This window comes from Parachlamydia acanthamoebae, from assembly GCF_000875975.1.
Taxonomy (GTDB): domain Bacteria; phylum Chlamydiota; class Chlamydiia; order Chlamydiales; family Parachlamydiaceae; genus Parachlamydia; species Parachlamydia acanthamoebae.
The window spans coordinates 219,859-244,240 of sequence record NZ_BAWW01000002.1 but is presented as its reverse complement, the minus strand read 5'-3'; the positions used below and the strand labels follow the sequence as shown (position 1 = coordinate 244,240).

Genomic DNA, 24,382 nt, shown 5'->3' with positions numbered 1-24,382 from the left:
AATCAACTTTTTTGGGTGAAGATCTAATTGGAGCCTTTTTATAAGAAATTCTCGAATAAGAAAAATTAAAGATTCTAAATGGTTTTTATCATTAAATAACCCAAGTTGCGTATAACTACGAGAGTTGGGTTAGTTATACGCAACTTGGGTGGGTTTATTATTAAGAAAAAATTTCCAGATAAACACTCTGTTATAAGCATAATTTGTTTAGTTTGATACAAAAAACAGTATTCACATTTGCCTGTGTAAGCCCTCATCCAATCTACCCTTGAAGGAATTCTTGAACTTATTCAGCGATGTTTGTATTCGCAAAAGAATACCGAACCAACGAACTATGAGGACACGACAATGATTTCTGACATCCACACTCAACAAGAGACTCAAAAAAAATTCCTTGAACTCCCTAGTAAGCTGCAGCTTTTCATATTTTCATACTGTGATCTTAAAACGCTGGCTCTTCTAGCTGGGACATGTCAAACATTGCAAGCGATTGCATCAGATCAGAGTTTAAAAATTCAGGCTTTTGCCAAGAGATTTTATATTTTTGAGAAAGACGTGAAGAGAAGATTACTTACTCACAGAGAAATCACTGTTTGGCATCCCTCCTTGATAGTCAAAAAAGCCCATATCGGAGAATGGGAAAAAGCCTGTCAATACCTCATGGATCACGGTCAAAATTCGATCATCATCCAGAAGATTGAAAATGAACTTGCCAAGCTAAAAAATCTTTGTACTTATTCTAGTGGTATTTGCGAAGGAACATTTAACGAAAGCAAAGGAGGATTAAATGGTAGAGGAACGATTTTTTATGCAGATGGCGACATTTGGAGAGGCCAATTTTTGCATGGAAAATTGATCGAGGGCTATAAAACGTCATCAGACAATGAGATCTGTGAAGGAAAATTCTGCAATGATTCCTTAATTGAAGGCAAAATCATCGGGCATACCTATATCATGCAAGGAAAATTTGAAAATGATGAATTAGTTTCCGGTGAAGTTAGCTTTAGAAAAAAAACAAAGGATGAAGAGCTAATTGACTGAAGAATGAGTAGGATTGGTGATTAGGGGAAAAATAGCGGGGGAAGGATTCGAACCTCCGGCCTTTGGGTTATGAGCCCAACGAGCTAACCCCTGCTCCACCCCGCGATAAATGATTGCCGAACTTGCTGATTAATAGGTTAGATTAATCATTCGGACTTAAAACGATTTAGCGGCAGCCGGACTTGAACCGACGACACATGGATTATGATTCCATTGCTCTACCGACTGAGCTATACCGCCACAAAATAGCGGGGGAAGGATTCGAACCTCCGGCCTTTGGGTTATGAGCCCAACGAGCTAACCCCTGCTCCACCCCGCGATAACACGATCTTAACGATCAAGAAATAACAACATAACAAAGAATCACATTTAGATTCAAGTAAAATAAAAAAAAAGAAAAAATAGTTGCTCAAATTGCGTTTAAATGCGTTTAAGATGCTGTTGCAGCGTTTTAAATGTGACTTCGTGCGCACCTTGCAGTTCTAGCATCAATTGAAATCCCTTTTTTCCGATGCTTTTACGTAAGGCTTCATCATTTAAAAGCATTTCAACCGAGTGTGCAATATCTTCATAATTGACTTGAAGACCGGCTCCATGCTCAAGGCAAAGCGCCTCAAATTCTCTTTGAGAATGCATATGCGGACCGAATAACACGGGCACTTCATAGTAGGAAGGTTCTAAGATATGATGTCCTCCCACCTTCTCGATAAAACTACCCGCTACAATAGCAACATCTGATAATTGATAGCACTTCAGCAAAACCCCCATGGCATCCACCAGTAGGACTCTGGCCTGTTCTTTAGATGCATTTGCACTATACCTTTCATAAGGAATATCAGATTGATGTAACAATTGCGCAACCTGTTCACATCTTTCTGGATGTCTAGGGACTAGCAAAATCTTAAGCTGTGGAAACTTTTGTAAAAGCGGTTGTAATTGCTCTAAAAGCTCTCGCTCTTCTGGATCATGCGTAGATCCGATTGTTAGGACAAGATCTTGTGTGGAAAACCCTAGCTTTTCCCTCCAATCGACAATTTCTTGCTCTGAAAGACGTGGTAGCATAGTCCCGCATTTTAAATTACCCGTCACACTGAGTTTGGTTAGAGGGATGTTTAAAGAGGAAAACCGATTTTGATACTGAGTATTCTGTAAGCAAAATAAATCAAATAGCGAAAACAGAGAAAAGGATCCGAGCATTTGGTATCTTTTTAGAGACCGCTCAGATAATTTTCCATTCACAACAGAAAGAAACGCCCCAGATTGTTTGGCCTGATGCAAAAAATTAAACCAAAAATCTGTTTCAGACAGGATCACAATGTCAGGGGAAATTCTTTTGATGATCGGCTTAATCATCCATCCAAAATCAAAGGGCAGATAAACATGATGATCCGCAAAAGGCAGGCTGCGCTGTGCTTCTTCATGTCCCGTTTCTGTAATGGATGAGATAATCAAAAGAGAATTGGAAAAGCGCTCTTTAAATAATCTTGCCAAACCTATAATAGCTTTTGTTTCTCCGACTGAAACAGCATGCATCCAAATAACAGTTCGCTGTTCTTTTTGAATAGCGGGAAAGCCCCATCCCAGTCGTTTCCAAAAACTCTTTCGATATTTTTTTTTGAAAATCGCTTGGTAAATGAGCCAAGGTAGTGCACAGACCCCGGCTATTGCCAGGGCGCACTCGTATAAAATCACATGCCATTTTTTCATAAATTAGCAAAGGGGTTGTTAGAAAATTTCTTAGGAGCGGGTTTGGGAGCTTGCCGATTAAACTCTTTGCCTTTAGTGGCTAGACTTTTTGGTGCAGATCCACTTTGTGAACGAGCCGAAAGGGAAATCCGCTTCCGCTCAATATCCACGCTTAAAACCGTCACTTTAATTTTATCCCCTGTTTTCACAACTTCTGAAGGATCTTTAATGAATTGGTCTGATAATTCTGAGATGTGAATCAGGCCATCTTGGTGAACACCAATATCCACAAAAGCCCCAAATGCCGTTACATTTGTGACAATGCCTTCTAGCTGCATCTTCTCTTTTAAATCTTGGAGAGTTAAAACATCTTCACGGAATTTTGCAGATTCAAAGCTGGCGCGAGGATCTCTTCCGGGCTTTTTAAGCTCTTCCACAATATCTTGTAACGTGGGTAATCCAACCTGATCGGTTACATAACGCTTTAAATCAATTTGTTTAACCAAATTCACGTTGGAACAAAGTTCATTTAAAGGAATCTGTAAATCTTGCGCCATTTGCTCGACTAGGGAATAACGCTCAGGGTGAACGGCCGAAGCATCAAGTGGGTGTTCCCCTCCCCTTACACGGAGAAATCCCGCGGCTTGCTCAAAAGTCCGAGGTCCTAGTCCTGGCACAGATAACAGTTGCTGACGCTTTTTAAAAGCACCAAACTGTTCCCGATATTTGACAATTTTAGTAGCGACCGAGGCTCCAATGCCTGACACATAAGAGAGTAATGGAGCACTTGCTGTATTCAGTTCTACGCCGACATGGTTTACACAACTTTCCACAACTTGCGATAGTTGATCGTGTAAAAGCTGCTGATATACGTCGTGTTGATATTGTCCAACTCCAATAGCTTTAGGATCGACTTTAACAAGTTCTGCAAGAGGATCTTGTAATCTGCGCGCAATAGAAATTGCGCCTCGTACAGTTAAATCGAGATCAGGAAACTCTTCCCGAGCGACATCGGATGCACTATAAACACTAGCACCAGCTTCGCTGACAGAAATAACTAAGACCGAACCCTTACCGTGGTCTGATAATATTTTTCTTACAAAAGCCTCTGTTTCTCTTCCACCCGTCCCATTTCCGATCGCAATCGCAAACGGAGAATGTTTATTTAGAAACGCAAGAAAATCACGAGCAGCTTTTTCAACATCTCCAGTAAAAGGATAGATGGTCATGTTGTCCAAAAATTTCCCTGTGGCATCGATGGTTGCACATTTACATCCCGTGCGAATACCAGGGTCAACACCAATTACACTGTGCTCACCTAGGGGAGCGCTGAGTAAAAGATTGCGCAAATTTTCAGCAAAGATATGCACTGCATCGCGATCCGATTTCACTTTTAATTCCACACGTAAATCTGTTTCAACAGACGGAACGAGCAAGCGTTTATAACCATCGGCAATCGCCAAGCTCAGATACTCATGATAAGAAGAAGCTAGATTTAATTTTAGAATACGGGAAATTTCATGTAAAAGAGGTGCGCCTTCTACTTCTAGATGAAAATCTAATACTCCCTCACGCTCACCCCTGCGAATAGCCAGGTAGCGATGGGAAGGAATGTTCACAACTTTTTCTTGATATTGATAATACTGTTCATACTTCGTTGCCGTTTGATCTTTGCCTTCCACAACTTGACAAACAAGCATTCCTCTTGTCGCAAACTCTTCACGGACAAGCGCTCGAATGGCGGCTGTTTCTGCAATTTGTTCAGCTAGAATATCTTGCGCTCCTTGTAGAGCATCTTCAGCAGTTTCAACACCTTTTTCCACATTAATGAAAGAAGCAGCAAACTCTAGAGCATTTTCTCCAATAGGCTGGGCCAGCATTTTTTCTGCTAAAGGTTCGAGTCCTTTTTCACGTGCAATAGATGCACGCGTTCTTCTTTTTGGCTTATAAGGAAGATATAAATCCTCTAGTCCATTTTTTGTCTGACACGCCAGAATCTGCGCTTTCAATGCGTCCGTCAATTTTCCTTGTTCAGAAATCGATTGAAGAATTGTTTGTTTACGCTCTTCCAATTCACTTAAGTAATTATAACGCTCTTGAACATCTCTAATCTGCACTTCATCCAAATTCCCTGTCACCTCTTTTCGATAACGTGCAATAAAGGGGACTGTATTTCCCTCCTTAAGAAGCTGGATAACGGCTGAGATGTTTCGGGCTGGGATTTGAAGTTCTTCTGTTAATTGTGCGATTGGATCAAAAATGTATTGTGTCATGAGGTTAACTCTCCTATTCTTGGGAAAGATCCAGTATACTCTGATTCCTTTGTGATTTCAACATTTCGCGAGAGATAAGGGATCTTTCTCATTGAATTGTTAATTTAAATAAGTAACCTAAAGAAATTAAATGATTATGAATCTGTTCCTTCCATTTTATCTGATCTTTTCATTAACTTTTGGAATTCTGTCTGCAAATGATCTAGAAACAACTTCACGTACAGAGATTCCTGATCCAGCCAATCTATCCCATAAATGGTGGGAGGATTTTGAGCACGCCGGCAATCTTCAGTCAAACCATATCGAAGATTTTTTTAGTTCATTAAAAAAACAAATCGACCAGCTTTCACCTGAGAATCAGGAAGAAGCGCAAAAGTTGATGGAAAACATCAAAAATAATCTTCAATCTTTAAAAGATGCGGCTGCAAAAGCAAAGCCCCTTGAAATTGTCGCGCCAATGGCTGCAACTTATTCGATCGATCGCTTAATTGATATTCACCATGCACTTGGGAAAAATCGGATAGAACTCAAAATTACAGAAGAAGATCGGGATCAAAAAATTCAGCTGATTCAAAAAATTCAAGAGAAAGTCGATAAGCTAATCTTGAACTACGATAAGTCTTCTACCTATTCAGAAAGCAAATTTTTACAAGGATTGGACTGGATCGCTACGCGTACTGAATTAGAGTTAAATAAAAAAAGCTTAGAGATTCTTAATCAGAATTACGAAAATATCAAAACTGTTTTAAGCTTACGTAAAAATGAAGAAGATTTTGCTGAAAAACATTTGGTCAGTAGCCATGCCGAAGTGGCAAAATTTGAACAACAAATGCTAGCTACTCAAAAAGAATGGGAAGAAAGAAAGCAGATCGCCAGTACAAAAGACTCCAATTTTATGACAGCTTCCCTACTCAATTCATGCGATGTCAACGAAGTCAAAAAACAACTCTCCATTCTACATGGATTCGAGGCAGCAATAGAAGAAGCCGGCGCTCAACTTCAATATATCAAAGCAGCTCTGATGTTTAATTTGTCCAAACTTGTGACGCAAAGCCCTGATGAAAGCACTTTAGCAGCATTTAATCAGCAAGGAAAAGAGTGGAGGCAAACCTTAGACAATGATGAAAACCTTTTTGCAGAATGGCGAAAACGCGCGGAAGGGATCTCCCAAAGAAATGAACAAGTCTTGTGCCTAACCGAGCCTTCGAATCAAAAACAAAAAGAAGATTCCAGTCACCTTCATGACGAATTGGTAAATATTGGGAAAAAAAACCTACAGTCCATTTCAAATCTTGAAGCCGCCCTATCGGATACATCCTTCCTTTTGGAAAGTTTTGAGGATAACATCTCTCCTTTTGTTAATCAGCACACTCAATGGATTAACGGTTTCTTTTCTTACCTCGGGGCCACTTATTCCTCTCTCGTGGAATCAATGGGGCACACCCTCTTTTACGTAGGAACCTACCCCGTTACAACGTTTTCGCTCCTTCGCTTCTTGGCTATTTTATTTTTAACATTTTGGGTCTCTCGATTAGTTGTAAGTGCGCTTACCACAATCGGAGCAAAAAGACGGGGTGTTCAACAATCTGTTCTTTATCGAATCAATCGCTTGATTCACTATTTGATTCTTCTAATCGGAACTCTTATTGCACTCTCGACCATTGGATTCGACTTCTCCAATCTTTTACTTGTAGCCGGTGCACTCGGTGTGGGATTAGGGTTTGGATTACAATCTATCTTTAATAATTTTGTCTCTGGCTTGATTATTCTGTTTGAAAGCAACTTAAAGATTGGCGATGTGATCGAGCTAGAAAATGGAGTGAGAGGAGAAGTGCGCGCGATCAATGTCCGCAGCACTATTTTACGCACTCCCGACGGAATTGAAGTGTTGGTCCCTAACGCCGATCTAGTCACCACAAAAGTAACAAATTGGACTCTAAGCGATCCATTTCGACGGATCCACATTCCCTTCAGTGTCGCGTATGGATCGGATAAAGAACTTGTTGTTGGTTTGATTACAGAAGCCGCAAAAAAGGAACCATTGACCTTATTAAGAACAGGTATTCCAGAACCCACAGTTTATTTAACTCGCTTTGGTGATAGTGGATTGGACTTAGAATTGTTGGTATGGATTGATGAGCGAGCAGCTCGCCAAGCAAAAAATGTTCTTTCAACTTACTTAAGTATGATAGAAACTGTTTTGCGTGAAAACCAGATTTCAATGCCTTTCCCACAAAGGGATATCCGCATTGTATCAATGCCTGAACCCTCAAAACCACAAGAGCAATAAAAGTTTAAAGGCCCGTTCGTTGTAAACGGGCCTACTCGGCTTCCTCAATGTATAAGATTTGAGAAAATATGCCGTAAACAGCAAATTGGATTCATGGCCAGAGTTCTGGCGATTTTTAGATAGATCACTAAATTGCAATACTTAACCACGAATTTCAATTTACTATTTTATTCCCGTTTTTATAAATATTTTTTAGCAGAAATGGAAAATCCACCTGCACTATACCAAGCAGCTTCTTTTTGTGGTTCTCCGAATTTTTGATCCGCTTCATTTTTGAGCCTATCCCAAATAGTATCGGGAGTATTTTCTCCAAGTTTTTTCCAAATGGGATTATCTTTAATGGGTTTCATTCGAAATTGAAAATCAGTACAACGCTTGCCTGGATAAGCTTCAGAGTCAATTTCTTTTTGAGAAAATTCAAGTTTAATCCCCATATTTTCTTCAAAGAAATCGGCAATTTTTGCCACAGTTTCATTCGTTGAAAAAACATGTTTGGGAAGTTCTGATGTCGTAGATGACATGCAGGAATAAGAACCATTTTCATTTAGAAGTAACCCAATAAAAATTAATACATGTAAAGGATTCTCTGCGTAAGTCAAAGGGCCATATGTTTCCATTATAAGATCAACACTTTGATAATGATTTCTCAATAATTCAGTTATTTCAGGAACATATCCATAATAAATAGAATCATTGTCAGTTAAATTATCATTAATTATTCTCTGATCTAATTTAGTAACTCCAACTCCGATAACACTTAAGTCTTTTTGCAAATTCTTTAAATCAAGTAAAAACATCCCGCGACCTGCTCCCATATCAATTACACAACTTTTGGGTTTGAGATCGTCTAAAAGAGAGCTCTGTTTTTCCCCTTCAGGTGTATGAAGATACAAAATTCTATCTATTTTACGTGATTGTGGCCAATCAACAACTTCCTCGCCAGTGCCATACACTTTTACGCTAGATGCAATTTTTTTAAAATGATCAATGCAGTTGGAATTTAAAATAGAATCAGCACCTAAACTAGAAAAAGAATTCATAATTACACCTTTTATTAATTAAAGTTTTTGTAAAACATAATTTTACACAACATTTATAATAAAGTAAATTATATTTTTACAAAAAAAACAAACAAAACCCACAAAAACCATACTTACATAATTAAATTTAAATTAATTGATTATGCGCAAAACGTGATCGAAAGAAACATTTTATAGATGAATATAAAGTAATTGGCGAAGGTGTTAAATTGTCTAATAAAAGATTTGACACATTCTTAATTTGTAAAATTCTCTAGTCTCTCTCCAATAACTGAGATGACGGACTGAATCTTTAGCGGAGCAGTGATATTTAAGTACTCCATTATTGATAAAATGATCAATGAGCTCAGAATAGGTGTGTGCTGGTTTTTGTCCCTGCTAAACTTGCTTAATTTGTCTTTCAATGTCTAAAGCCAATCTTCAACTTCTTGTTGTGATCAAAATGAGTCAAAATGATAGCCTTTTAGGCGAGCAACTACACACCTATCTAGGGATAGGGTAGGCGATTGCTTCAATGTCAAAATAGCTTATATGTGATATCATGTGATTTAATGTCTATGTTGGGTCCACGGCTGGAATAAGAAAAATGCTATAGACTCTTAAATTTAGAGAATGTTATGTTTTTTTCTAGTTTACTGTTAATTCAGAAATAAGAACTTTATTATATTGGCACACAGAAAATAATTCTTGATGTGTTTTAAATTTTATAAACTTTAATAAAAAGAGTTATATTATGAGTGTCCATTTGCCTGTAAACGAAAGAAGAACGTGCTTGTCAGCGGTTGAACAGCTTGCGTCAAGCTACCGTTTTTTGGCCGAAGATACCGCATCTAAATCTGAATCCAATATTAGTCCCGCTGTATGGCAAAAGTCAGATGCAATAAAGAAAATTAAATGGTTTGCTGACCGCTTTAAAGATAAGGTGGGTCGCTATTTGAGTCATGAAGAAGGAGTAAGAATTTCAGCTAAAGTAGACGTAATCAGCAATGAAGTAATTTCTCAACTTAATGACCATCAACTGCGATCTGATTTATTCAATAAAATTGGCGGCATATTTAAAGAAATAATTGAGCAAATTTTATATGAAAATCCTCTTGTCATTAAACAGCCTGACCATTTTCTTTCTAAAGAAGATTTTCAGATAGCAGAAGTGTCTAATTATGAAGAATATATATCTAATAAGCGAGTTTCATATTGTTATGATTTCGCCTTCTATCTACTTAATGAAGAAAAGTCGTTCCCCTATATATTTAACTCAGAATTCGCTAAATGGCCTGCTGAATTTTTCAATGATAGTAAAAATTATCTTGCAAGCTGGGGCTATGAAGAAGTAAAAGAACCATCTCCAGGAGATTTGGCTGTTTATAGCTATATGGGTAAATCTCAACACTTTGGCATTTGGACTCATGACGGTAATGTTTTATCTAAATTAGGCATGATTGATGTTGTTAAACATCCTATTGACGACGTTGTTTTAGGTTATGGAGACGACGTCTCTTTTTTTCGCAAAAAGATTAAATCTCTTCTTTTAAATAATTATATAAATGAATTAGATAAAGCTCATCAATCGCTACCAGATTTTTCACATTCTATAGTTGCTTCTCCCTTAAATACATTAGGTTGCGTAAAAAAAATAATTGAGATTTTTGAGTCGATGCAAATCTTGAAAGTTTTTAAAAATAGCATTTACAACATAGATTACAATAATGAATTGCAACGGGAAACTCTTTTAAAGTTAAATACGTATTCAGTAAGTGTCTCTGGTTTTACGCAAAAGTCTGAAGCAATAGAAACTGTAAGAAAAATTGTACTTCTGGTTTCTGATCAAAAAAAGACGAGTATAGGTAAAATATAATGCTCTTTTTCTCTTCCAAAGAAGGCGTTTTGTCATAAAAACGAGATTCTTGGAGACCTTGTACCTTTTGGAAATGGACAGGTATGAGCGCAAAACGTCCCTTCGATGGCATTTTGTGCTTTACTATCTTGGAGTAGTTCGCATAAGACTTTTATTTGTCACAAACAGAAATGTCAAAGACGGACCATTCATTCAAAAAACTTTCATAATAAAAACATGATGCAAGGTAATTTGGAGAGGATAGTAGGGATAACCCCTTTCTAGGAAGGAGTTATCCATTTACCTAAATGAGAAATTAGTCTTTTTTAGGATCTGCTTTAGGTTTAGTATTAGACGTTGCAGGTTTTTTCTTCACCTGAAATGCGATTAGAGCAGCATGATTTTTTGTACGCTCTTCTTCTTTAGTCTTTTGTGAAATAGCTAACGCATCATTTTCTTCTTCTAAACGTGATAGCTGGTCACTTAATTCTTTTAAAGACTCTTTAGCTGCAGCTATCGCGTCTTCATCTTTATCTTCAAGCGCTTGAAGATCCTCAATCGCTTTTTGTCGTTGAGAAATTTCTTCGTGCTTGCCTGTAATCTCTTGAGCTTTTGCAGCTTTATTAGCTTTGAGAGCTTCTAATTCATCTAAAATATCTAATTGTTTACGTTGAATCTCTTTCGCTTCTTCTGTAACTTCAATTTTTTTCACCTTATCAAGCGAGTCAGTGAAACGTTTCTTAATCGCTTCAGTTTTCTTTACATTTTTAGTAAGCTTTGCATCAACTTCTAAGGAACCATCATCTTTTTCTGTAATATGCAAAACTTTTCCTAAAATATTTTTATAACCTTCATTAAATTGATCGCGTAAAACGCCTTCAAAAGGTATTTCTGCACTTCTTTTTAGGGCCAAAGCTTCCAATTTAGCTGCTGTTTTTTTATAGCCCCGTGTGGAATCTGCACCAAAAATAGAGCGAAGCCATTCAATAAAGCCATACCCTGCTTTTCTTACTTTTAGTCCAGATGAAAGACGTAATTCACTGTGGCCTGTGAGTTGTTTGCTTGCTTCTTCAATAAGCTTCGCGAATGATTGTTGATTTGAATATAAACTTATAGCCATAAAAAAATTTCTCCTTATTTATCGTTTCGTCGACGTCGAATTAATTATATGCGTTGATTGCGCAAAGAGTGAGAAGCCCCAGAGCTACTGCAAGTTACTCACATACTCGATGCGACATACTAGCAAATCTTTTCGGTAAAGCTCAAGGAAATTCTTAAAGATCTCTCAAAAAAAGATGCTCAATAAAATCGTTTTATACCATAAGCTCAAAGCTTTGCGATAGCTTCAAGCATTTCCGAAAGATTGACCAACGGATGATCACATCGTCGGTCATAACAGATGTAAAGTGTGGTCTGATCATTTAATGGGATTTGTTCTTGAGCAAAAGGCAAAAGATTAAACAGTAACTCATCATCCGGACGTCTCCAAATGATTGCTTTGTGAGGAATAAATTTTTGATAAAAATTCTGACGCAATTCCTGAAAATGTGAATCCTTGCTATTGAGTGCTATTGTAATAGTAGGCAGCTGATCTTTGGCATAGTATTTGTGGAGATTCATCATATGATAACAATATCCTGGGGGGTAGTGTTCCATAAATTTCCAAACTCCGCGAAGAATGTCATTTGCATCTTCTAGATAACTGTAATCGTGCGTCAATTGATATAAACGGAGAAGGTTTTCACATTGAATCGCATTTCCGGATGGTTCTGCACCGTCTGAAAATTGACATTTCCGAATGACAAGCGAAAGGTCTTGCCCGTTAGTCTGATAATAAGCACCATTTAAAGCTTTGAATTGATTCTTCAGAATTTCATTGAGCTCTAATGCCCATTGTAACCATTCCGTACCGCAACCTGCTTCAAATAGAGTCAATAAACTTCGGATCAAGAAAGCATATTCGTCTAACCCAGCTGAAAACATGGCTTCATCATCTCTCCATCTACGCAATAAGCCATGCTCATTCCAAAGTTTTGCCTTAATGAATTTGGCACTATTTTGCGCTGCCGATAGAAATCGTTGATCACAAAATGCACAACCAGCTTCTGCCATCGCTTGAATCATCAATCCATTCCAAGCTGTTAAAATTTTATCATCTTTAAACGGATGAACTCTTTTTTCTCGTGCTTTCCAAAGAATATGTTTTTGTTCGGTGAACAGAAGATCCAGTTGTTGGGCATCCATTCCCATCTTTTTCGCAAATTCTTCTAGGCTTAAAGGCGTGTGTAAAACATTCCTCCCTTCGAAATTTCCTTCGGGAGTAATGTCAAAATAATGAACAAATAATTCACTTTCATTTTCACCACCTAGCAACTCTTCAACTTCTTCTAAAGTCCACGTATAAAAACGCCCTTCATGGCCTTCTGAATCGGCATCTTCAGCCGAATAAAAGCCCCCGCGAAAATGAGACATATCTCGCAATACATAATGCAAAATTTCCTCACAGACTTTTTTATACTGTGGATTTTGGGTCGCTTGCCAGGCTTCAAAATAGCAATCTGCCAAAAGAGCGTTGTCGTAAAGCATTTTCTCAAAGTGAGGAATTTGCCAAGCTTCGTCTACACTGTAACGAGAAAAACCTCCACCTAAATGGTCGTAAATACCTCCCCTGCGCATCATTTCCAAGGTTCGTTCAACAAGAAACAAAGGCCGACTATCTTTTTTTTCCATGGAGTAGCGGAGCAAAAAGACAGACTGATAAGCAATCGGAAATTTGGGAGCCCCTTTCATTCCACCATTAACAGGGTCTGCTAACTTGATGAGCATCTCAATGGTTTTTTCGATGACTTCGGGAGGTGGCAACAGTTCTCCTGAGGTGTGCACATGCTGTTCAAAAACTTCAACGATTTTTTCAGATTGCATCAAAATGCGTTCCCGTTCGTCACCTTGCCAAGCTTCATGAATTCGTTCTACAAGCTCAAGCATGCCAATGAGTCCATGGCTATTGACTGGGGGAAGGTAAGTTGCAGCAAAAAAAGGATATAAATCCGGTGTTAAAATCACATTCAACGGCCAGCCTGCAGCACCAGACATCATGCTTTGAGCAAACTCCATATACAGGCTGTCTACTTCTGGCAGTTCTTCGCGGTCCACTTTTATATTGATAAAAGCTTCATTTAAGGCTTGAGCTACTTCTAAATTTTCAAATGATTCTTGCTCCATGACATGGCACCAGTGGCAAGTTGCATAACCGACAGATAAAAAAATGGGCTTATCTGCTTCCTTTGCGGCTAAAAAAGCTTCATCTCCCCATGGATACCAATCAACTGGATTATGAGCATGCTGCAAAAGATAGGGAGATTTTTGATGGATGAGTCGGTTAGTATAAAGATGATGCTCAACCATGATGATATGTCCCCTTTGTTATCCTGGTAGTCAATTATTTTATGCTAGCATTTGGCCAGATCCTAATGTTTATTTATAAATTTTTCAATGGCTTTCCTTTCGTGAGTTAAAACCTTGCTTAAATTTTATGTTGAGTTTTTAATAGCAGAGAGATTATGGATTATGCTTGCAAATCTTGCTTTCGCTATTAAAACGTATGAATTGATGGAAAAAAACAATGAAAATAGATTCTAACATTCAAAACCCTCATGAAGGTTCTGAAAATTCCGAAAATCAATCAAACCGCTTTTCAGAGCCCCCTTCTTACATCCCTAAAAAGAAGCAAAAAACCACAGCTATCGGTCTAAGCGTAGTGACATGTGTACTAATGGGGATTATTGGATTTGAAGTTATTCGAGGTGGTAAAATAAATCAGGAGCAACCTTCCCAATCCGATTTGTATATTCCCTCCCAAACAGCCATGTTAACTGCCGCAGAAAAAGAAAAGCTGGCGCGACAAAGTTTAATCATCCAGCAATTGCAAGAAGAGTCAAGCGATCGCCAATATCTGATTGCCAACCTCAACGAAGAAGTACAGGCCCTTTCATACGAACTATTGCACACAAAAGTCGACTTATTTGGTTATCAACCTAATCCTGAACAGCAACTAAAAATTGAAGCCTTACGAGCTCAAATTCAAGATGCGCGTCAATATCGAAAAGAGTTAGAAAACGCGTTGCAAGATAAACAACAGATTATTGTAAACCTACAACAAGATCTTGAAAAATCTAAAAATCTTTTGGAAGAAAAGAATCATGAAATCCTCGCGCTAAGCCAGATTCACGAAGCCTTACACACGCGCTTAGCAGCTGAAAAATTCCAAACACACAAATACTCGGATGAGCTGCTACAGTCAGACAACAAACTTCTAGAACTTGCAGATATCCAGCAAAGATTTGAATCTCTTGATAAAGAATTAGAAGCACGAGAGCTCGCATTGACATCAATGAAAGAAGAGTATGATCAACTGCTGAATTTATACACGCAAGCCCTGTCAGAAAATGAAAAATCGACACATTTTTTGCAGACAGAAATCCAAGCATTGCAACAGCACCACCAAGAGCAAACAGCTTTAATTAATCAGTTTTATACGGCATCTGAAGTAGAAGGTGCTCTTTTAGAAAATAAGTCTCAAGAACTGGAAAAGTTTCTGCGGGAAAAAAATGAATATGATCAAATTATCATTTCTCAGAATCAAGAAATTGAAAATCTTAAGACATTAGAGCTGTCTCTTCAAGAGAATATTGAAAATGAGCGCGCCCATTCTCAAACACTCGTCAAAGAATTATTTGCAACACTCTCCAATCTTGAAAATCTAGAAAAAGAACATACCAGTCATTTGCATTTGGCCGAAACATTGAAAAATGCCGAAGAAAAAATCGCCTTATTAGACGCAACTGTGCAAGCAGAAGAACAAGCAATAAAGCGTTTGCAAGAAGATTACCAATTGCAAATTGCTGCAAACGAAATGCTCAATCACCAATATCTCAAAAATGTAGATGAGCTCAATCAGCTCAGCACTCTACTAGCGGAAAAGCAAATGGGGATGGAAAATGTTGAGCAAGAAGTTGCACTGCTGCAAGGAAAATATCAAGACCTCCAAGAAAGCTATTTTGCAACATTGGAGACTAACGAAAATGCTTTAAGTCGCACTGCAGCACAATTAGAGATGGCTTTGATTTTACAAAAAGACAAAGAACTAGAGTCTCAGCAATTGCAAGCAGACCTTGAATCCTTAACAGCTGCCTTACAAGAAAAAGAAACATATGTCGGCCGCATAGAACAAGAATTGCAACTTTTGCATGAGCAATATCAAGAACTCCATACAGATTCTTTGCTAGCTGTTGCTCAGCACGAAGGTTTACAACAGGAATTATCAGCTCAAATTGACAGCACCCTTACCTTGCAAAAGGAAAAAGAAGCTGAGGCAATTCTTCTACAAGAAAAGTTAGAGCAATTAACTCTATCCTTGCATGAGAAAGAAACCAATAACGATCAGCTTGAACAAGAAATCCTACAATTAAAAGATGTCCTTGCTAGTCAAGAAATGTCACAGAAAGAATTTACTTTCCAAATGGAGCAAACTCTTACACGCCAACAAGAACAAGAGCAAGAAGCAAAGCTTCTTCAGGAAGAGTTCTCACACTTAACTTCCGTTTTGCAAGAAAAAGAACAAACGATTCAACTTTTGCAGGCTAAAAATGAAGAGCTTCAAAATAATTACCAGCTAATTGTATCAAAGCAAGAATCCTTACAGGTTGAATTACATCAACAAATTGAGAATAGTCTTGCGCTGCAAAAAGAGAAAGAAGCGCATGTAGCGGCTTTGAAAGATGATTTGCAATCCACAACACAATTACTCGAACAAAAAGAACTCTATGCTTTTAATGTAGAGCAAGAAGTCTTATTGCTTCAGCAAAAATATGGGGAATTACAGGATCACTACCTTGCAACTCGAGATCAACAGGAGAGTTTGCAAAAAGAATTAAGAAGTCAAATTGCGCAAGCCATCGCTCTGCATAAAGAGAAAGAGCAAGAAGCTTTTTTACTTCAGGAAGAATTTGAATATTTGGCTTCCGACCTCCAAACTAAAGAAGCCCACATCACTCATCTTGAGCAAGAAATGGATCTGCTCAAAACTTCTTATCAAGAGGTTTTGGCTGCTCAAGAAGAATCTAAACAAGAGCTTGCGCAAGCCATCGCTCTGCATAAAGAGAAAGAGCAAGAAGCTTTTTTACTTCAGGAAGAATTTGAATATTTGGCTTCCGACCTCCAAACTAAAGAAGCCCACATCACTCATCTTGAGCAAGAAATGGATCTGCTCAAAACTTCTTATCAAGAGGTTTTGGCTGCTCAAGAAGAATCTAAACAAGAGCTTGCGCAAGCCATCGCTCTACACAAAGAGAAAGAGCAAGAAGCTTTTTTACTTCAGGAAGAATTTGAGTATTTAGCTTCCGACCTCCAAACTAAAGAAGCCCACATCACTCATCTTGAGCAAGAAATAAACCTGATTCAAGAAACATACAAAGAAGCCTTGGCTGCTCAAGAAGAATCTAAACAAGAGCTCGTGAGTGTCTTGGCCCTCCAAAAAGATAAAGAGCAAGAGGCCCTACTGCTTCAGGAAGAATTTGAGTATTTAGCTTCCAATCTCCTAACAAAGGAAGCACACATTAGTCATCTTGAACAAGAGATCCTCCAGCTTAAAGAAAACTATCAAGAGATTCTGGCTTCACAAAAAGGCTCTGAGCAAGAGCTTATCCACGCTTTAGCTCTACAAAAAGAGAAAGAACAAGAAGCCGTTTTGCTTCAGGAAGAATTTGAGTATTTAGCCTCTGCTTTACAAGACAAAGAACATTTTATCCAAAACCTGCAGCAAGACTTAAACCATCTTAAAGATGATTATCAATTGGCGATGGCAGCACAAGAAAATCATCAACAGGATCTTGTCAAGGCTTCGGAACGCCAGAAAGATAAAGAGTTGGAGTTAAATCAAATTCAAGAAGAATTCGAATATTTGGCTTCCCTTTTGCAGGAAAAAGAAACGCTGATTAAAGATGCTGAGCAAGATATTCTATCCTTGCAAAATCAATATCAAGATCTGCAAGCAAGCTATCAATTGGCTTTAAATGCTCAGCAAGATTTTACTACACAACTTCAACAAACGATTGCTCAGCATGATCAAAAAGAACGAGAAGTCAAACAGCTTTCATTCTTATTACAGGATAAAGAGAGTTACATCAGCAATGTGGAAGAAGAAGTTCAGCTTTTGCAAGATAAACATCGTGAGTTGCTCAGCAGCTTCCATTCCGCTTTAGCTAGCCAGGAAGATCGAGAACAAGAAATACGTGCTTTAGATGGGGAATTGAAACACGTTTCTTCTATACTGCAAGGCAAAGAAACACACATTTCGCAAGTGGAAGATGAGGTTCAGCTTTTACAAGACAAACATCGTGAACTCCAAAGTAACTATTTGCTCGCCTTAGCTATTCACGAAAATGCGGAACTCGAGAAACACCAACAAACGAATATTCTTCAAAAAGAAATTGAACATCTCACGTCGCTGCTACAAGAACGAGAACTTAAAATTGCTTCAATGGAACACAACTATCAAAATCTAATGTCGCAAAAAGAAAGTGAAACGTTGTCATTGCAAGAAAAAATTGAAAAAATTGAACACGAATTTTCTGAAAAAAAACAAGAGCTGACAAATCTAATCAATCAGCTTGAAAGTAGCCATACAGCAACTATCGCTTCTGATGAATCTTAATTTTTAATTTTAGCCATATCTTCTCATGAAGAAGATATGGCTTTTATTAAGTTCGTTAGAGCATCATCTGCTTTCATTTTGTGAAAGCCATTATTTTTTGTTATGCCATAAACCCTCTCCTTAAGCTATTTTAAAAGCATTTTTTACTTTTTATTTTATAGAATAAAGCTTTATAGTCTTTCTTGTGGAAGCTGCGGCCTCCTTAGAAAATCCTCTTTAAATGAACTATGCATAAACCACAATCATGAGCAAGGCTATTACTAAAAAATTAAATTCATTAAAGGTACAACTTCTCAACAATGCCTCTTGTCCTCACTGCATCCTGAACAATAAAATAAGATGTTTTTAATTTTTAAAGTGGTTTAGGATTATTTTTTGTTTCTATTATTTCTCAACTCCTTTAAAAATAAGTAAAAGAGCTAATAATCCGAGTTTATAATGCCTATACTTGAAAATTTGAAAAAACAGTTCGATCAATTTGTAAATACTTCTAAAGACGATAACGAAGAAGATTTCATCCCTTGTACCGAACATCTCCAGATTTCGAATCCTCCTTATTTTCATGCCAATGCAGAAACGGTAGCAAAACAAACTTTAAGCCCAAATACACCTGTTCCATTTGCTGACATCTATAAAACAGCTTACACACATGGACTCGAAAAAACCTACGCGTTAGAAACCGTTAATGTAAATTCTATTCGAAAATTAAATACATCAACTCCAACTAAAATCTCTAGTTCTGTTTCAGAAACAGTTTCTGAAGTGACTATCCATGAAAAACAACAGCTAGAATTTGATTTTGGTCCCGGATTTCGCAATTGGATCTCTCCTATCTTTCTTGATGAACCTATCCATATTCTAGGGTTATCACAACATGCGGAGAAATGCTTAGAGAAAAATGGAAAATGCCTAATACAAGATCTTTTAAAAGCTGACACACAAGACCTCATTTTCTTGAAAGGCATGGGTCAAGGACATATTGATGAAATCCAACAAACCCTCAAAAAATATGTGAAAAACCGTTCAACTGAACGTGATTATTCTTTAGGGTGGGGTTCTTGGATCAAAAGTCTGGTAGGTGCTTATGATCGAAAAAAAAGCTATGTTTTCTTGGAGAAATTTGATCTTAACGAGCTTCTCTCGCTTTCCCCTGCTGAAAATGTGGAAGTGAGAAGATTAAATACTCAAAAAAAAGAAGAGTGGTACTTGGATGTAAAAAAATTTTGTACATCCCCTGCAAAAAGTGAAAGTGTTCATCAGCGCATGCAAGAAGTAGTGGAAGCATTTATCAAGCCTTGGATGCAAAATCGTTCGGGCATTGCAACTTTACAAGAATTGAAGGAGCGCTTTCAAAAGATCTCTTATTCATTCAAAATCGCTCATTCCGCTAGTAATTTCTTCAATGAACTTTTTTACGACAATCAATTTTGCTTGGCCACCTATCTACATGAAGTCGGTCAAGGTCTTTTTTGTGTGGATCAAAGGACTGCTGAGATCTATCTCCATTTAACAAAAAAAGCCCGCTCTTATTTCTATTCTCCTAAAACAAATTATAAACTAGATCACTTGATTCAGCTGCTTGAAAAAGAAGAGATGAAAGAGTGGAATCACTACGCCCGTCACGACATGCAAAAGATGTTAAGATTATCCCCTTTCTTTAGCGTAAGAAAAGGGATGTCACATCAATTGGAAATTCGTCTTAATTAACTTCTGATATAGAAAGAAATGCGTCTTGCCGCAATGTACAGGCATCGCATTGTTGACAAGGCTGTCCATTTGCAGTGGGATCATAACAGCTAGAAGTGAGTTCAAAAGGGACTTTTAAGCGATAACCTTCTTTTACAATCTCTTCTTTTGTCCACTTTAAAAGGGGTGTGACGATTTGAGGGGCTTTTCCTTCTACAGATTGCTTTGTTGCTTGATTAAAAAGTTCTTGCGCGGCTTCAAAATAGCCAGGACGACAATCTGGATAAGATAAAAAATCCATCGCATTAGACCCAAAATGGATCTGATCAGCCCCGTGCATTTCAGCTTTAGCCAAAGCATAAGCTAAAAAAAGGGTGTTGCGTGCAGGAACATAAGTGAAGGGAATGCTTTGCTTTAGAATATCCTCTTTGGACTTCCCTTTTTGGGGAGTTTCTGAAGATGTTAAGGCTGATCCACCCCGAAAAATTAAAGGATCGATTGGAATTACTTCATGTTCAATACCATAAAAATCCGCTATCTTTTTAGCAAATTCTAATTCAACACGATGTCGCTGACCATAATCAAAACTAATTGCAAGTGTTTCGATTTGTTGTTCGTGGAGACGAGCAAGCATCACAGCGGAATCTAATCCCCCACTTAATAACACAATAGCTTTCATATTAAACTCCACGAGTTGTTGCAGACCAAATAAATTTATGTAATTGCATGTTTAAACGCACTGGCAGTTTATCTTGCAAAACCCAATTCACTAGTTCTTTAGAATCCAACACATCAAATACTGGAGATAGTAAGACAGGAATTTTTCGTGAAAATAGCTGAAACTTTTCACAGACTTCTTTCGCATAAAGGTAATCTTGGTAGCCATTGATGACAAATTTGACTTCATCTTCCGGGCGTATAGCACTTAAATTTGGCCAAAAATTGCGATCACTCATGTTGCTATCTGGACATTTTATATCCAAGATAATATGTACTCGCGGATCGATTTCCTCAATAGACAAAGATCCTCCAGTCTCCACACTAACGATATAGTTTTTGTCGCAAAGTTGTGTCATCAAAGGATACACATTTTTTTGCAAAAGAGGTTCCCCACCTGTTACACAAACATTTCGACAGCCAAACTCATCGACTTTTTCCAAAATTTGAGGGAGCCCGAAAACATCCCCTCTTCCAAAAGAATAAGAGGTATCGCACCATGAGCAACGTAAATTGCAAGCCGCTAGCCGGATAAATGCCGTCGGTAGACCAGCGAAACTTGTTTCTCCTTGAACACTAGAAAAAATCTCAATGATATTTAATTGTTCTTTCGAAGCAAATGTGAGTGGTTGTGTCATCCCATTCCTTTTAAAGAGCGTTTAATCTATATCGTGCACTGAATAAGCATGAAAGGTGTGGATTATAACATTAATGAAGATTAAATTTGAAGAACGTAATTTTAAAAATGCAAAAAAATAAAGCTTTTTAAGGACGAACTTCAACATCCTTTCCCACTCAGGAAGAAATAAGGTGTTCATTTCTCCCTAAATCTCAAAAATTCTATCTTCTAAATGGGCTTCTCCGTCAACACATCTTGGTGAAAGCATCTTGCATTTGATCTGTTTCCTCTGACATTGATGTCTCGCCAGGTGTCACCATCAGGATCTTTTGCCGTTAATTGCTCTTCAATAACAACAAAACCCTCGGAAATTGCACATGTCAGTGCTGTTTGATCTCTATAACTCTTGACTTTGTCTATTGCTTCTTAACTCAAAAGCCGCGAACAATTCTTTATTTGGCTAATGATGACTGCCATCAGCGACGTATCTCTGAGAATTCCACCTTTTCCCATAAGTTGCCCATTTTAGAAGGATGTGTATCTTAACGGATCTTTAGGCCGTTTAAATCGATACTCAAGCGTGAAAGCATGCAATTTTTAATGATCGGTTCAAAATCAATTGGAATTTCTCCTCTCCATTCGAAGAAAGAAGTATGCCTAAGGCAATTTGTGTAAATTCTTTCATCCTCTAATTGAGATTTATTATTTAATAAATATTTCGAGTTAATTAATAAATTAAAAACATGTTTCAAGCTTCGAAAGTTTACGTTCTATATTTCATTATAAAAAATTTTCCATTAGAAATTAATGGAAAATATTTCGATTTAAATTACTATTTTTCTTTAATTTTAAAAATTCAAATTTTGATTTAATTCAAGATCATATCATCACGAAATACACCTCTTTTGCGGTAGTTAAATGATTCGAAATATTAGATGCTTTTTCGAGTTTATCAGCTGCTTTTTGTAAGCTTTCCGAAAAATTTCCCGGTTCAATTAATAAATAGCCATTCGTTGTTAATGTCATAAAATTCTTGTAATAGATGAACACAAAAAAATCAATAATTCAGCATCTCAATTATTTTAAAAAAAATTTAATGAATATTTAAATAATTTTATAGGCTTACTATCTGGCCTGAAAAATACAAATTAAAAATTAAATATATTCATTATAATTTCTTTCGGAATTTCTGCTGGCAATCGATATTTTTGAAATAACTTTTTTGAAATAATCACCGTTTCATCTTAATATGCAATCAAACGACCAGGAGGAATGCTATGTCGAAATCCATAAAGCGCATTGCGGTGACCGGAGGAGCAGGTCAAATTGCTTATAACCTACTATTCAGAATTGCAAGCGGAGAGATGTTGGGAAATGATCAACCAATTGCGTTACATATTTTAGAAATCCCTGAGGCCTTAAAAAGTTTAGAAGGGGTAAAAATGGAATTAGAGGATTGCGCTTTTCCTCTATTGAAACACATCCAGATTGGTTCCGATCCTTTTCAATTATTTGGTGAAATCGATTATGCCCTTTTAATTGGTTCTAAACCTCGTGGTCCGGGAATGGAACGTGGAGAACTACTCACAGAAAATGGGAAAATTTTTGTGGAACAAGGCAAAGCACTTAATGCATCTGCAAATCGAAATGCAAAAGTGTTTGTTGTGGGGAATCCTTGCAACACAAATTGCTTAATTGCCATGAAACATGCTCCCAACATTCCCCGCAAAAATTTTCATGCCATGACACGCCTGGATCAAAACCGTGCGGTTGCGGCTTTAGCAAAACATGCAAACACGGATGTTGAATCGGTTAGTCACATGACCATTTGGGGTAACCACTCCTCAACCCAAGTGCCTGATTTTTATCATGCGCGTATCCACAATAAGCCCTTGCTTGAAGTCATTAAAGATGAAGAATGGTTGAAAACCACCTTTATTAAAAATGTTCAACAACGAGGAGCTGCAATTATCGCTGCTCGCGGAAAATCTTCAGCTGCTTCTGCGGCAAACGCATTGATAGATGATGTAAAAGCATTGGTTTTTCCGACGCCTGAAGGTCAGTGGTTTTCTTCAGCTGTTTGTAGCGATGGAAATCCTTATGAAATCCAAGAAGATCTCATTTTTTCTTTCCCTTGCCGTTTAGATCAAAAAGGTGATTGGGAAATTGTCAAGGGATTAGAGCTCAATCCATTTTTAAAAGAAAAAATTCTCCTAACAGAGAAAGAGTTGATTGAAGAAAAGAATATCGTTATAAAACAATCCTAAAAGATCGATTGAGGAGAAAGTAAAAATGAGTAAGGTACTTTTTGAAATCACAGAAGATAATCTTGATACAGGTTTAAGAGGATATCCAGTCGGGTACTGCACGACATCAAATGTCGATCCCATCAAAGGTTTATTCTATCGCAATTATCCTGTTGCAGATATTGCTTACTGGGAACCTGAACGCGCCATCCATTTACTATATACAGGAAATGATGGTTCTAAAGGTGAAATTGAAGATTTTTCTAATTTACTTCAGCGGCATGCAATTTGTGCACCTAGAGTGATCGATCACATTCGGAAGCTTCCAAATGAAGGGCATCCGATGCAACTATTCTGTGCAGCGTTATTTACATGTGGAATGATTGAAGGGCAAAATGATTATCGAGCTGACTGCCTTGCATTAATTGCCAAAATTCCTGAAATTGCAGCTGCAGTCATCAACTACCACGCAGGTTGGGGAGAATCTAAACCTTCAAAACCTGAGCTTGGTTATATCGAAAATTTTGTGCATATGCTGAACGTTCCCAATGCTTCACCAGAAGAATTAATCGAAGTCTTTAAATTATTTAATGTTCTTCATCTTGACCATGGGGGTGGTAATCTATCTACCTTCGTAGGTAAAGCGGTTGCGTCTGGTCTACAAGATATGTATGGATCTATTGCTGCTGCGATGAGTGCATTGGCAGGACCGCGTCACGGTAGAGCCAATCAGGACTGCCTCGAATTTGTTGAAGAAATACAGAGTGAACTACAAAATGATGTCTCGCCTGAAACTGTAGAAGCTTTGATTCGTGATCGGCTAGCAAACAATCAACTCGTTTTTGGTTTCGGACATGCTGTTTTGCGTGTCGAAGATCCACGTGCTACCGTTCTTTATGCTTTGGCTGAAAAAAAGTATCCTGATAATCCACTTGTTAAATTAACACAGATTTTACGTACTATTGGACCTAAAGTCCTTGCAGAAAATCCTAAAATTTCTAATCCTTATCCCAATGTGGATGCAATTTCAGGCACAGTACTATCTGCCACTGGATTTCCTTACCCTGAATATTTCACCATTTTATTTGGCCTTGCGCGTACTGTAGGGATTGCTGTGCAAATTGTCCATGAAAGATGTATCGCACGAGAAGGCAAAGGCTTGCCTATTGTTCGCCCTAAATATTTATATAAATCATCCCCTACAACTTGATTTACAGACTTGCTGCTTTTAATGAGGAC

At 37.7% G+C, this 24,382-nt stretch carries 15 protein-coding genes and 3 tRNA genes; 7 read left to right on the top strand and 11 right to left on the bottom strand.

The window, feature by feature from the left end:
- Positions 1-348: 348 nt before the first annotated feature.
- Positions 349-1,041 (top strand): F-box-like domain-containing protein, encoded by a 693-nt coding sequence (locus AOM43_RS01180; protein ID WP_006340760.1) that lies wholly within the window; start codon positions 349-351, stop codon positions 1,039-1,041.
- 32 nt (positions 1,042-1,073) lie between these two features.
- Here the strand turns inward: AOM43_RS01180 and AOM43_RS01175 are convergent.
- The 5 genes from AOM43_RS01175 to AOM43_RS01155 all read right to left on the bottom strand — a co-directional run bounded on the left by AOM43_RS01175 (position 1,074) and on the right by AOM43_RS01155 (position 5,000).
- A tRNA-Met gene (locus AOM43_RS01175) sits at positions 1,074-1,146 on the bottom strand.
- 62 nt (positions 1,147-1,208) lie between these two features.
- Positions 1,209-1,281: transfer RNA gene (locus AOM43_RS01170), tRNA-Met, on the bottom strand.
- A 6-nt stretch (positions 1,282-1,287) separates the two neighbouring features.
- Positions 1,288-1,360: transfer RNA gene (locus AOM43_RS01165), tRNA-Met, on the bottom strand.
- Between the two features lie 101 nt (positions 1,361-1,461).
- Positions 1,462-2,748, bottom strand: a complete 1,287-nt coding sequence (locus AOM43_RS01160; protein WP_006340254.1) for a 3-deoxy-D-manno-octulosonic acid transferase — start codon at positions 2,746-2,748, stop codon at positions 1,462-1,464.
- Positions 2,745-5,000: a Tex family protein gene (locus AOM43_RS01155; protein WP_059358697.1), complete on the bottom strand. Its 2,256-nt coding sequence runs from the start codon at positions 4,998-5,000 to the stop codon at positions 2,745-2,747. Before AOM43_RS01155 ends, AOM43_RS01160 begins: the two co-directional genes overlap by 4 nt.
- Positions 5,001-5,130: 130 nt before the next feature.
- Here AOM43_RS01155 and AOM43_RS01150 point away from each other — a divergent pair, with 130 nt between their 5' ends.
- Positions 5,131-7,290 (top strand): mechanosensitive ion channel family protein, encoded by a 2,160-nt coding sequence (locus tag AOM43_RS01150; protein WP_013924944.1) that lies wholly within the window; start codon positions 5,131-5,133, stop codon positions 7,288-7,290.
- A 179-nt stretch (positions 7,291-7,469) separates the two neighbouring features.
- On the opposite strand, the gene AOM43_RS01145 is transcribed toward AOM43_RS01150, so the two are convergent.
- Positions 7,470-8,330 (bottom strand): hypothetical protein, encoded by an 861-nt coding sequence (locus AOM43_RS01145; protein ID WP_059358696.1) that lies wholly within the window; start codon positions 8,328-8,330, stop codon positions 7,470-7,472.
- Between the two features lie 733 nt (positions 8,331-9,063).
- Between AOM43_RS01145 and AOM43_RS01140 the strand changes: the two genes are divergently transcribed.
- Positions 9,064-10,185, top strand: a complete 1,122-nt coding sequence (locus AOM43_RS01140) for a hypothetical protein (RefSeq protein ID WP_059358695.1) — start codon at positions 9,064-9,066, stop codon at positions 10,183-10,185.
- Positions 10,186-10,480: 295 nt separating this feature from the next.
- On the opposite strand, the gene AOM43_RS01135 is transcribed toward AOM43_RS01140, so the two are convergent.
- Positions 10,481-11,284: a hypothetical protein gene (locus AOM43_RS01135; RefSeq protein WP_059358694.1), complete on the bottom strand. Its 804-nt coding sequence runs from the start codon at positions 11,282-11,284 to the stop codon at positions 10,481-10,483.
- Between the two features lie 206 nt (positions 11,285-11,490).
- A complete protein-coding gene (locus AOM43_RS01130) occupies positions 11,491-13,569 on the bottom strand; it encodes a thioredoxin domain-containing protein (RefSeq protein WP_006340259.1) in 2,079 nt (692 codons plus the stop codon).
- 217 nt (positions 13,570-13,786) lie between these two features.
- Between AOM43_RS01130 and AOM43_RS01125 the strand changes: the two genes are divergently transcribed.
- Together AOM43_RS01125 and AOM43_RS01120 are read left to right on the top strand one after the other, a co-directional pair.
- Positions 13,787-17,875, top strand: coding sequence for a coiled-coil domain-containing protein (locus AOM43_RS01125; RefSeq protein ID WP_059358693.1), 4,089 nt, complete (start codon positions 13,787-13,789; stop codon positions 17,873-17,875).
- 438 nt (positions 17,876-18,313) lie between these two features.
- Positions 18,314-19,582, top strand: a complete 1,269-nt coding sequence (locus AOM43_RS01120; protein WP_006340261.1) for a DNA-directed RNA polymerase subunit alpha C-terminal domain-containing protein — start codon at positions 18,314-18,316, stop codon at positions 19,580-19,582.
- On the opposite strand, the gene queC is transcribed toward AOM43_RS01120, so the two are convergent.
- The 3 genes from queC to AOM43_RS13485 all read right to left on the bottom strand — a co-directional run bounded on the left by queC (position 19,575) and on the right by AOM43_RS13485 (position 21,923).
- On the bottom strand, positions 19,575-20,240 hold the full coding sequence (queC, locus tag AOM43_RS01115) for a 7-cyano-7-deazaguanine synthase QueC (RefSeq protein WP_059358692.1): 666 nt from the start codon (positions 20,238-20,240) through the stop codon (positions 19,575-19,577). The genes AOM43_RS01120 and queC overlap by 8 nt on opposite strands.
- Position 20,241: 1 nt before the next feature.
- Positions 20,242-20,916, bottom strand: a complete 675-nt coding sequence (locus AOM43_RS01110) for a radical SAM protein (protein ID WP_006340263.1) — start codon at positions 20,914-20,916, stop codon at positions 20,242-20,244.
- A gap of 860 nt (positions 20,917-21,776) precedes the next feature.
- Positions 21,777-21,923, bottom strand: coding sequence for a hypothetical protein (locus AOM43_RS13485; protein WP_193374852.1), 147 nt, complete (start codon positions 21,921-21,923; stop codon positions 21,777-21,779).
- A 251-nt stretch (positions 21,924-22,174) separates the two neighbouring features.
- Here AOM43_RS13485 and AOM43_RS01105 point away from each other — a divergent pair, with 251 nt between their 5' ends.
- Positions 22,175-23,164: a malate dehydrogenase gene (locus AOM43_RS01105; RefSeq protein ID WP_059358691.1), complete on the top strand. Its 990-nt coding sequence runs from the start codon at positions 22,175-22,177 to the stop codon at positions 23,162-23,164.
- 25 nt (positions 23,165-23,189) lie between these two features.
- A complete protein-coding gene (locus AOM43_RS01100; RefSeq protein ID WP_059358690.1) occupies positions 23,190-24,353 on the top strand; it encodes a citrate (Si)-synthase in 1,164 nt (387 codons plus the stop codon).
- The last annotated feature ends 29 nt before the right edge of the window (positions 24,354-24,382 follow it).

Coding starts and splice junctions, on each gene's coding strand:
- queC (WP_059358692.1), bottom strand. CDS start 20,240: ATGAAAGCTATTGTGTTATTAAGTGGGGGATTAGATTCCGCTGTGATG.
- AOM43_RS01180 (WP_006340760.1), top strand. CDS start 349: ATGATTTCTGACATCCACACTCAACAAGAGACTCAAAAAAAATTCCTT.
- AOM43_RS01105 (WP_059358691.1), top strand. CDS start 22,175: ATGTCGAAATCCATAAAGCGCATTGCGGTGACCGGAGGAGCAGGTCAA.
- AOM43_RS01110 (WP_006340263.1), bottom strand. CDS start 20,916: ATGACACAACCACTCACATTTGCTTCGAAAGAACAATTAAATATCATT.
- AOM43_RS01140 (WP_059358695.1), top strand. CDS start 9,064: ATGAGTGTCCATTTGCCTGTAAACGAAAGAAGAACGTGCTTGTCAGCG.
- AOM43_RS01130 (WP_006340259.1), bottom strand. CDS start 13,569: ATGGTTGAGCATCATCTTTATACTAACCGACTCATCCATCAAAAATCT.
- AOM43_RS13485 (WP_193374852.1), bottom strand. CDS start 21,923: ATGACATTAACAACGAATGGCTATTTATTAATTGAACCGGGAAATTTT.
- AOM43_RS01125 (WP_059358693.1), top strand. CDS start 13,787: ATGAAAATAGATTCTAACATTCAAAACCCTCATGAAGGTTCTGAAAAT.
- AOM43_RS01120 (WP_006340261.1), top strand. CDS start 18,314: ATGCCTATACTTGAAAATTTGAAAAAACAGTTCGATCAATTTGTAAAT.
- AOM43_RS01155 (WP_059358697.1), bottom strand. CDS start 5,000: ATGACACAATACATTTTTGATCCAATCGCACAATTAACAGAAGAACTT.
- AOM43_RS01150 (WP_013924944.1), top strand. CDS start 5,131: ATGATTATGAATCTGTTCCTTCCATTTTATCTGATCTTTTCATTAACT.
- AOM43_RS01160 (WP_006340254.1), bottom strand. CDS start 2,748: ATGAAAAAATGGCATGTGATTTTATACGAGTGCGCCCTGGCAATAGCC.
- AOM43_RS01135 (WP_059358694.1), bottom strand. CDS start 11,284: ATGGCTATAAGTTTATATTCAAATCAACAATCATTCGCGAAGCTTATT.
- AOM43_RS01145 (WP_059358696.1), bottom strand. CDS start 8,330: ATGAATTCTTTTTCTAGTTTAGGTGCTGATTCTATTTTAAATTCCAAC.
- AOM43_RS01100 (WP_059358690.1), top strand. CDS start 23,190: ATGAGTAAGGTACTTTTTGAAATCACAGAAGATAATCTTGATACAGGT.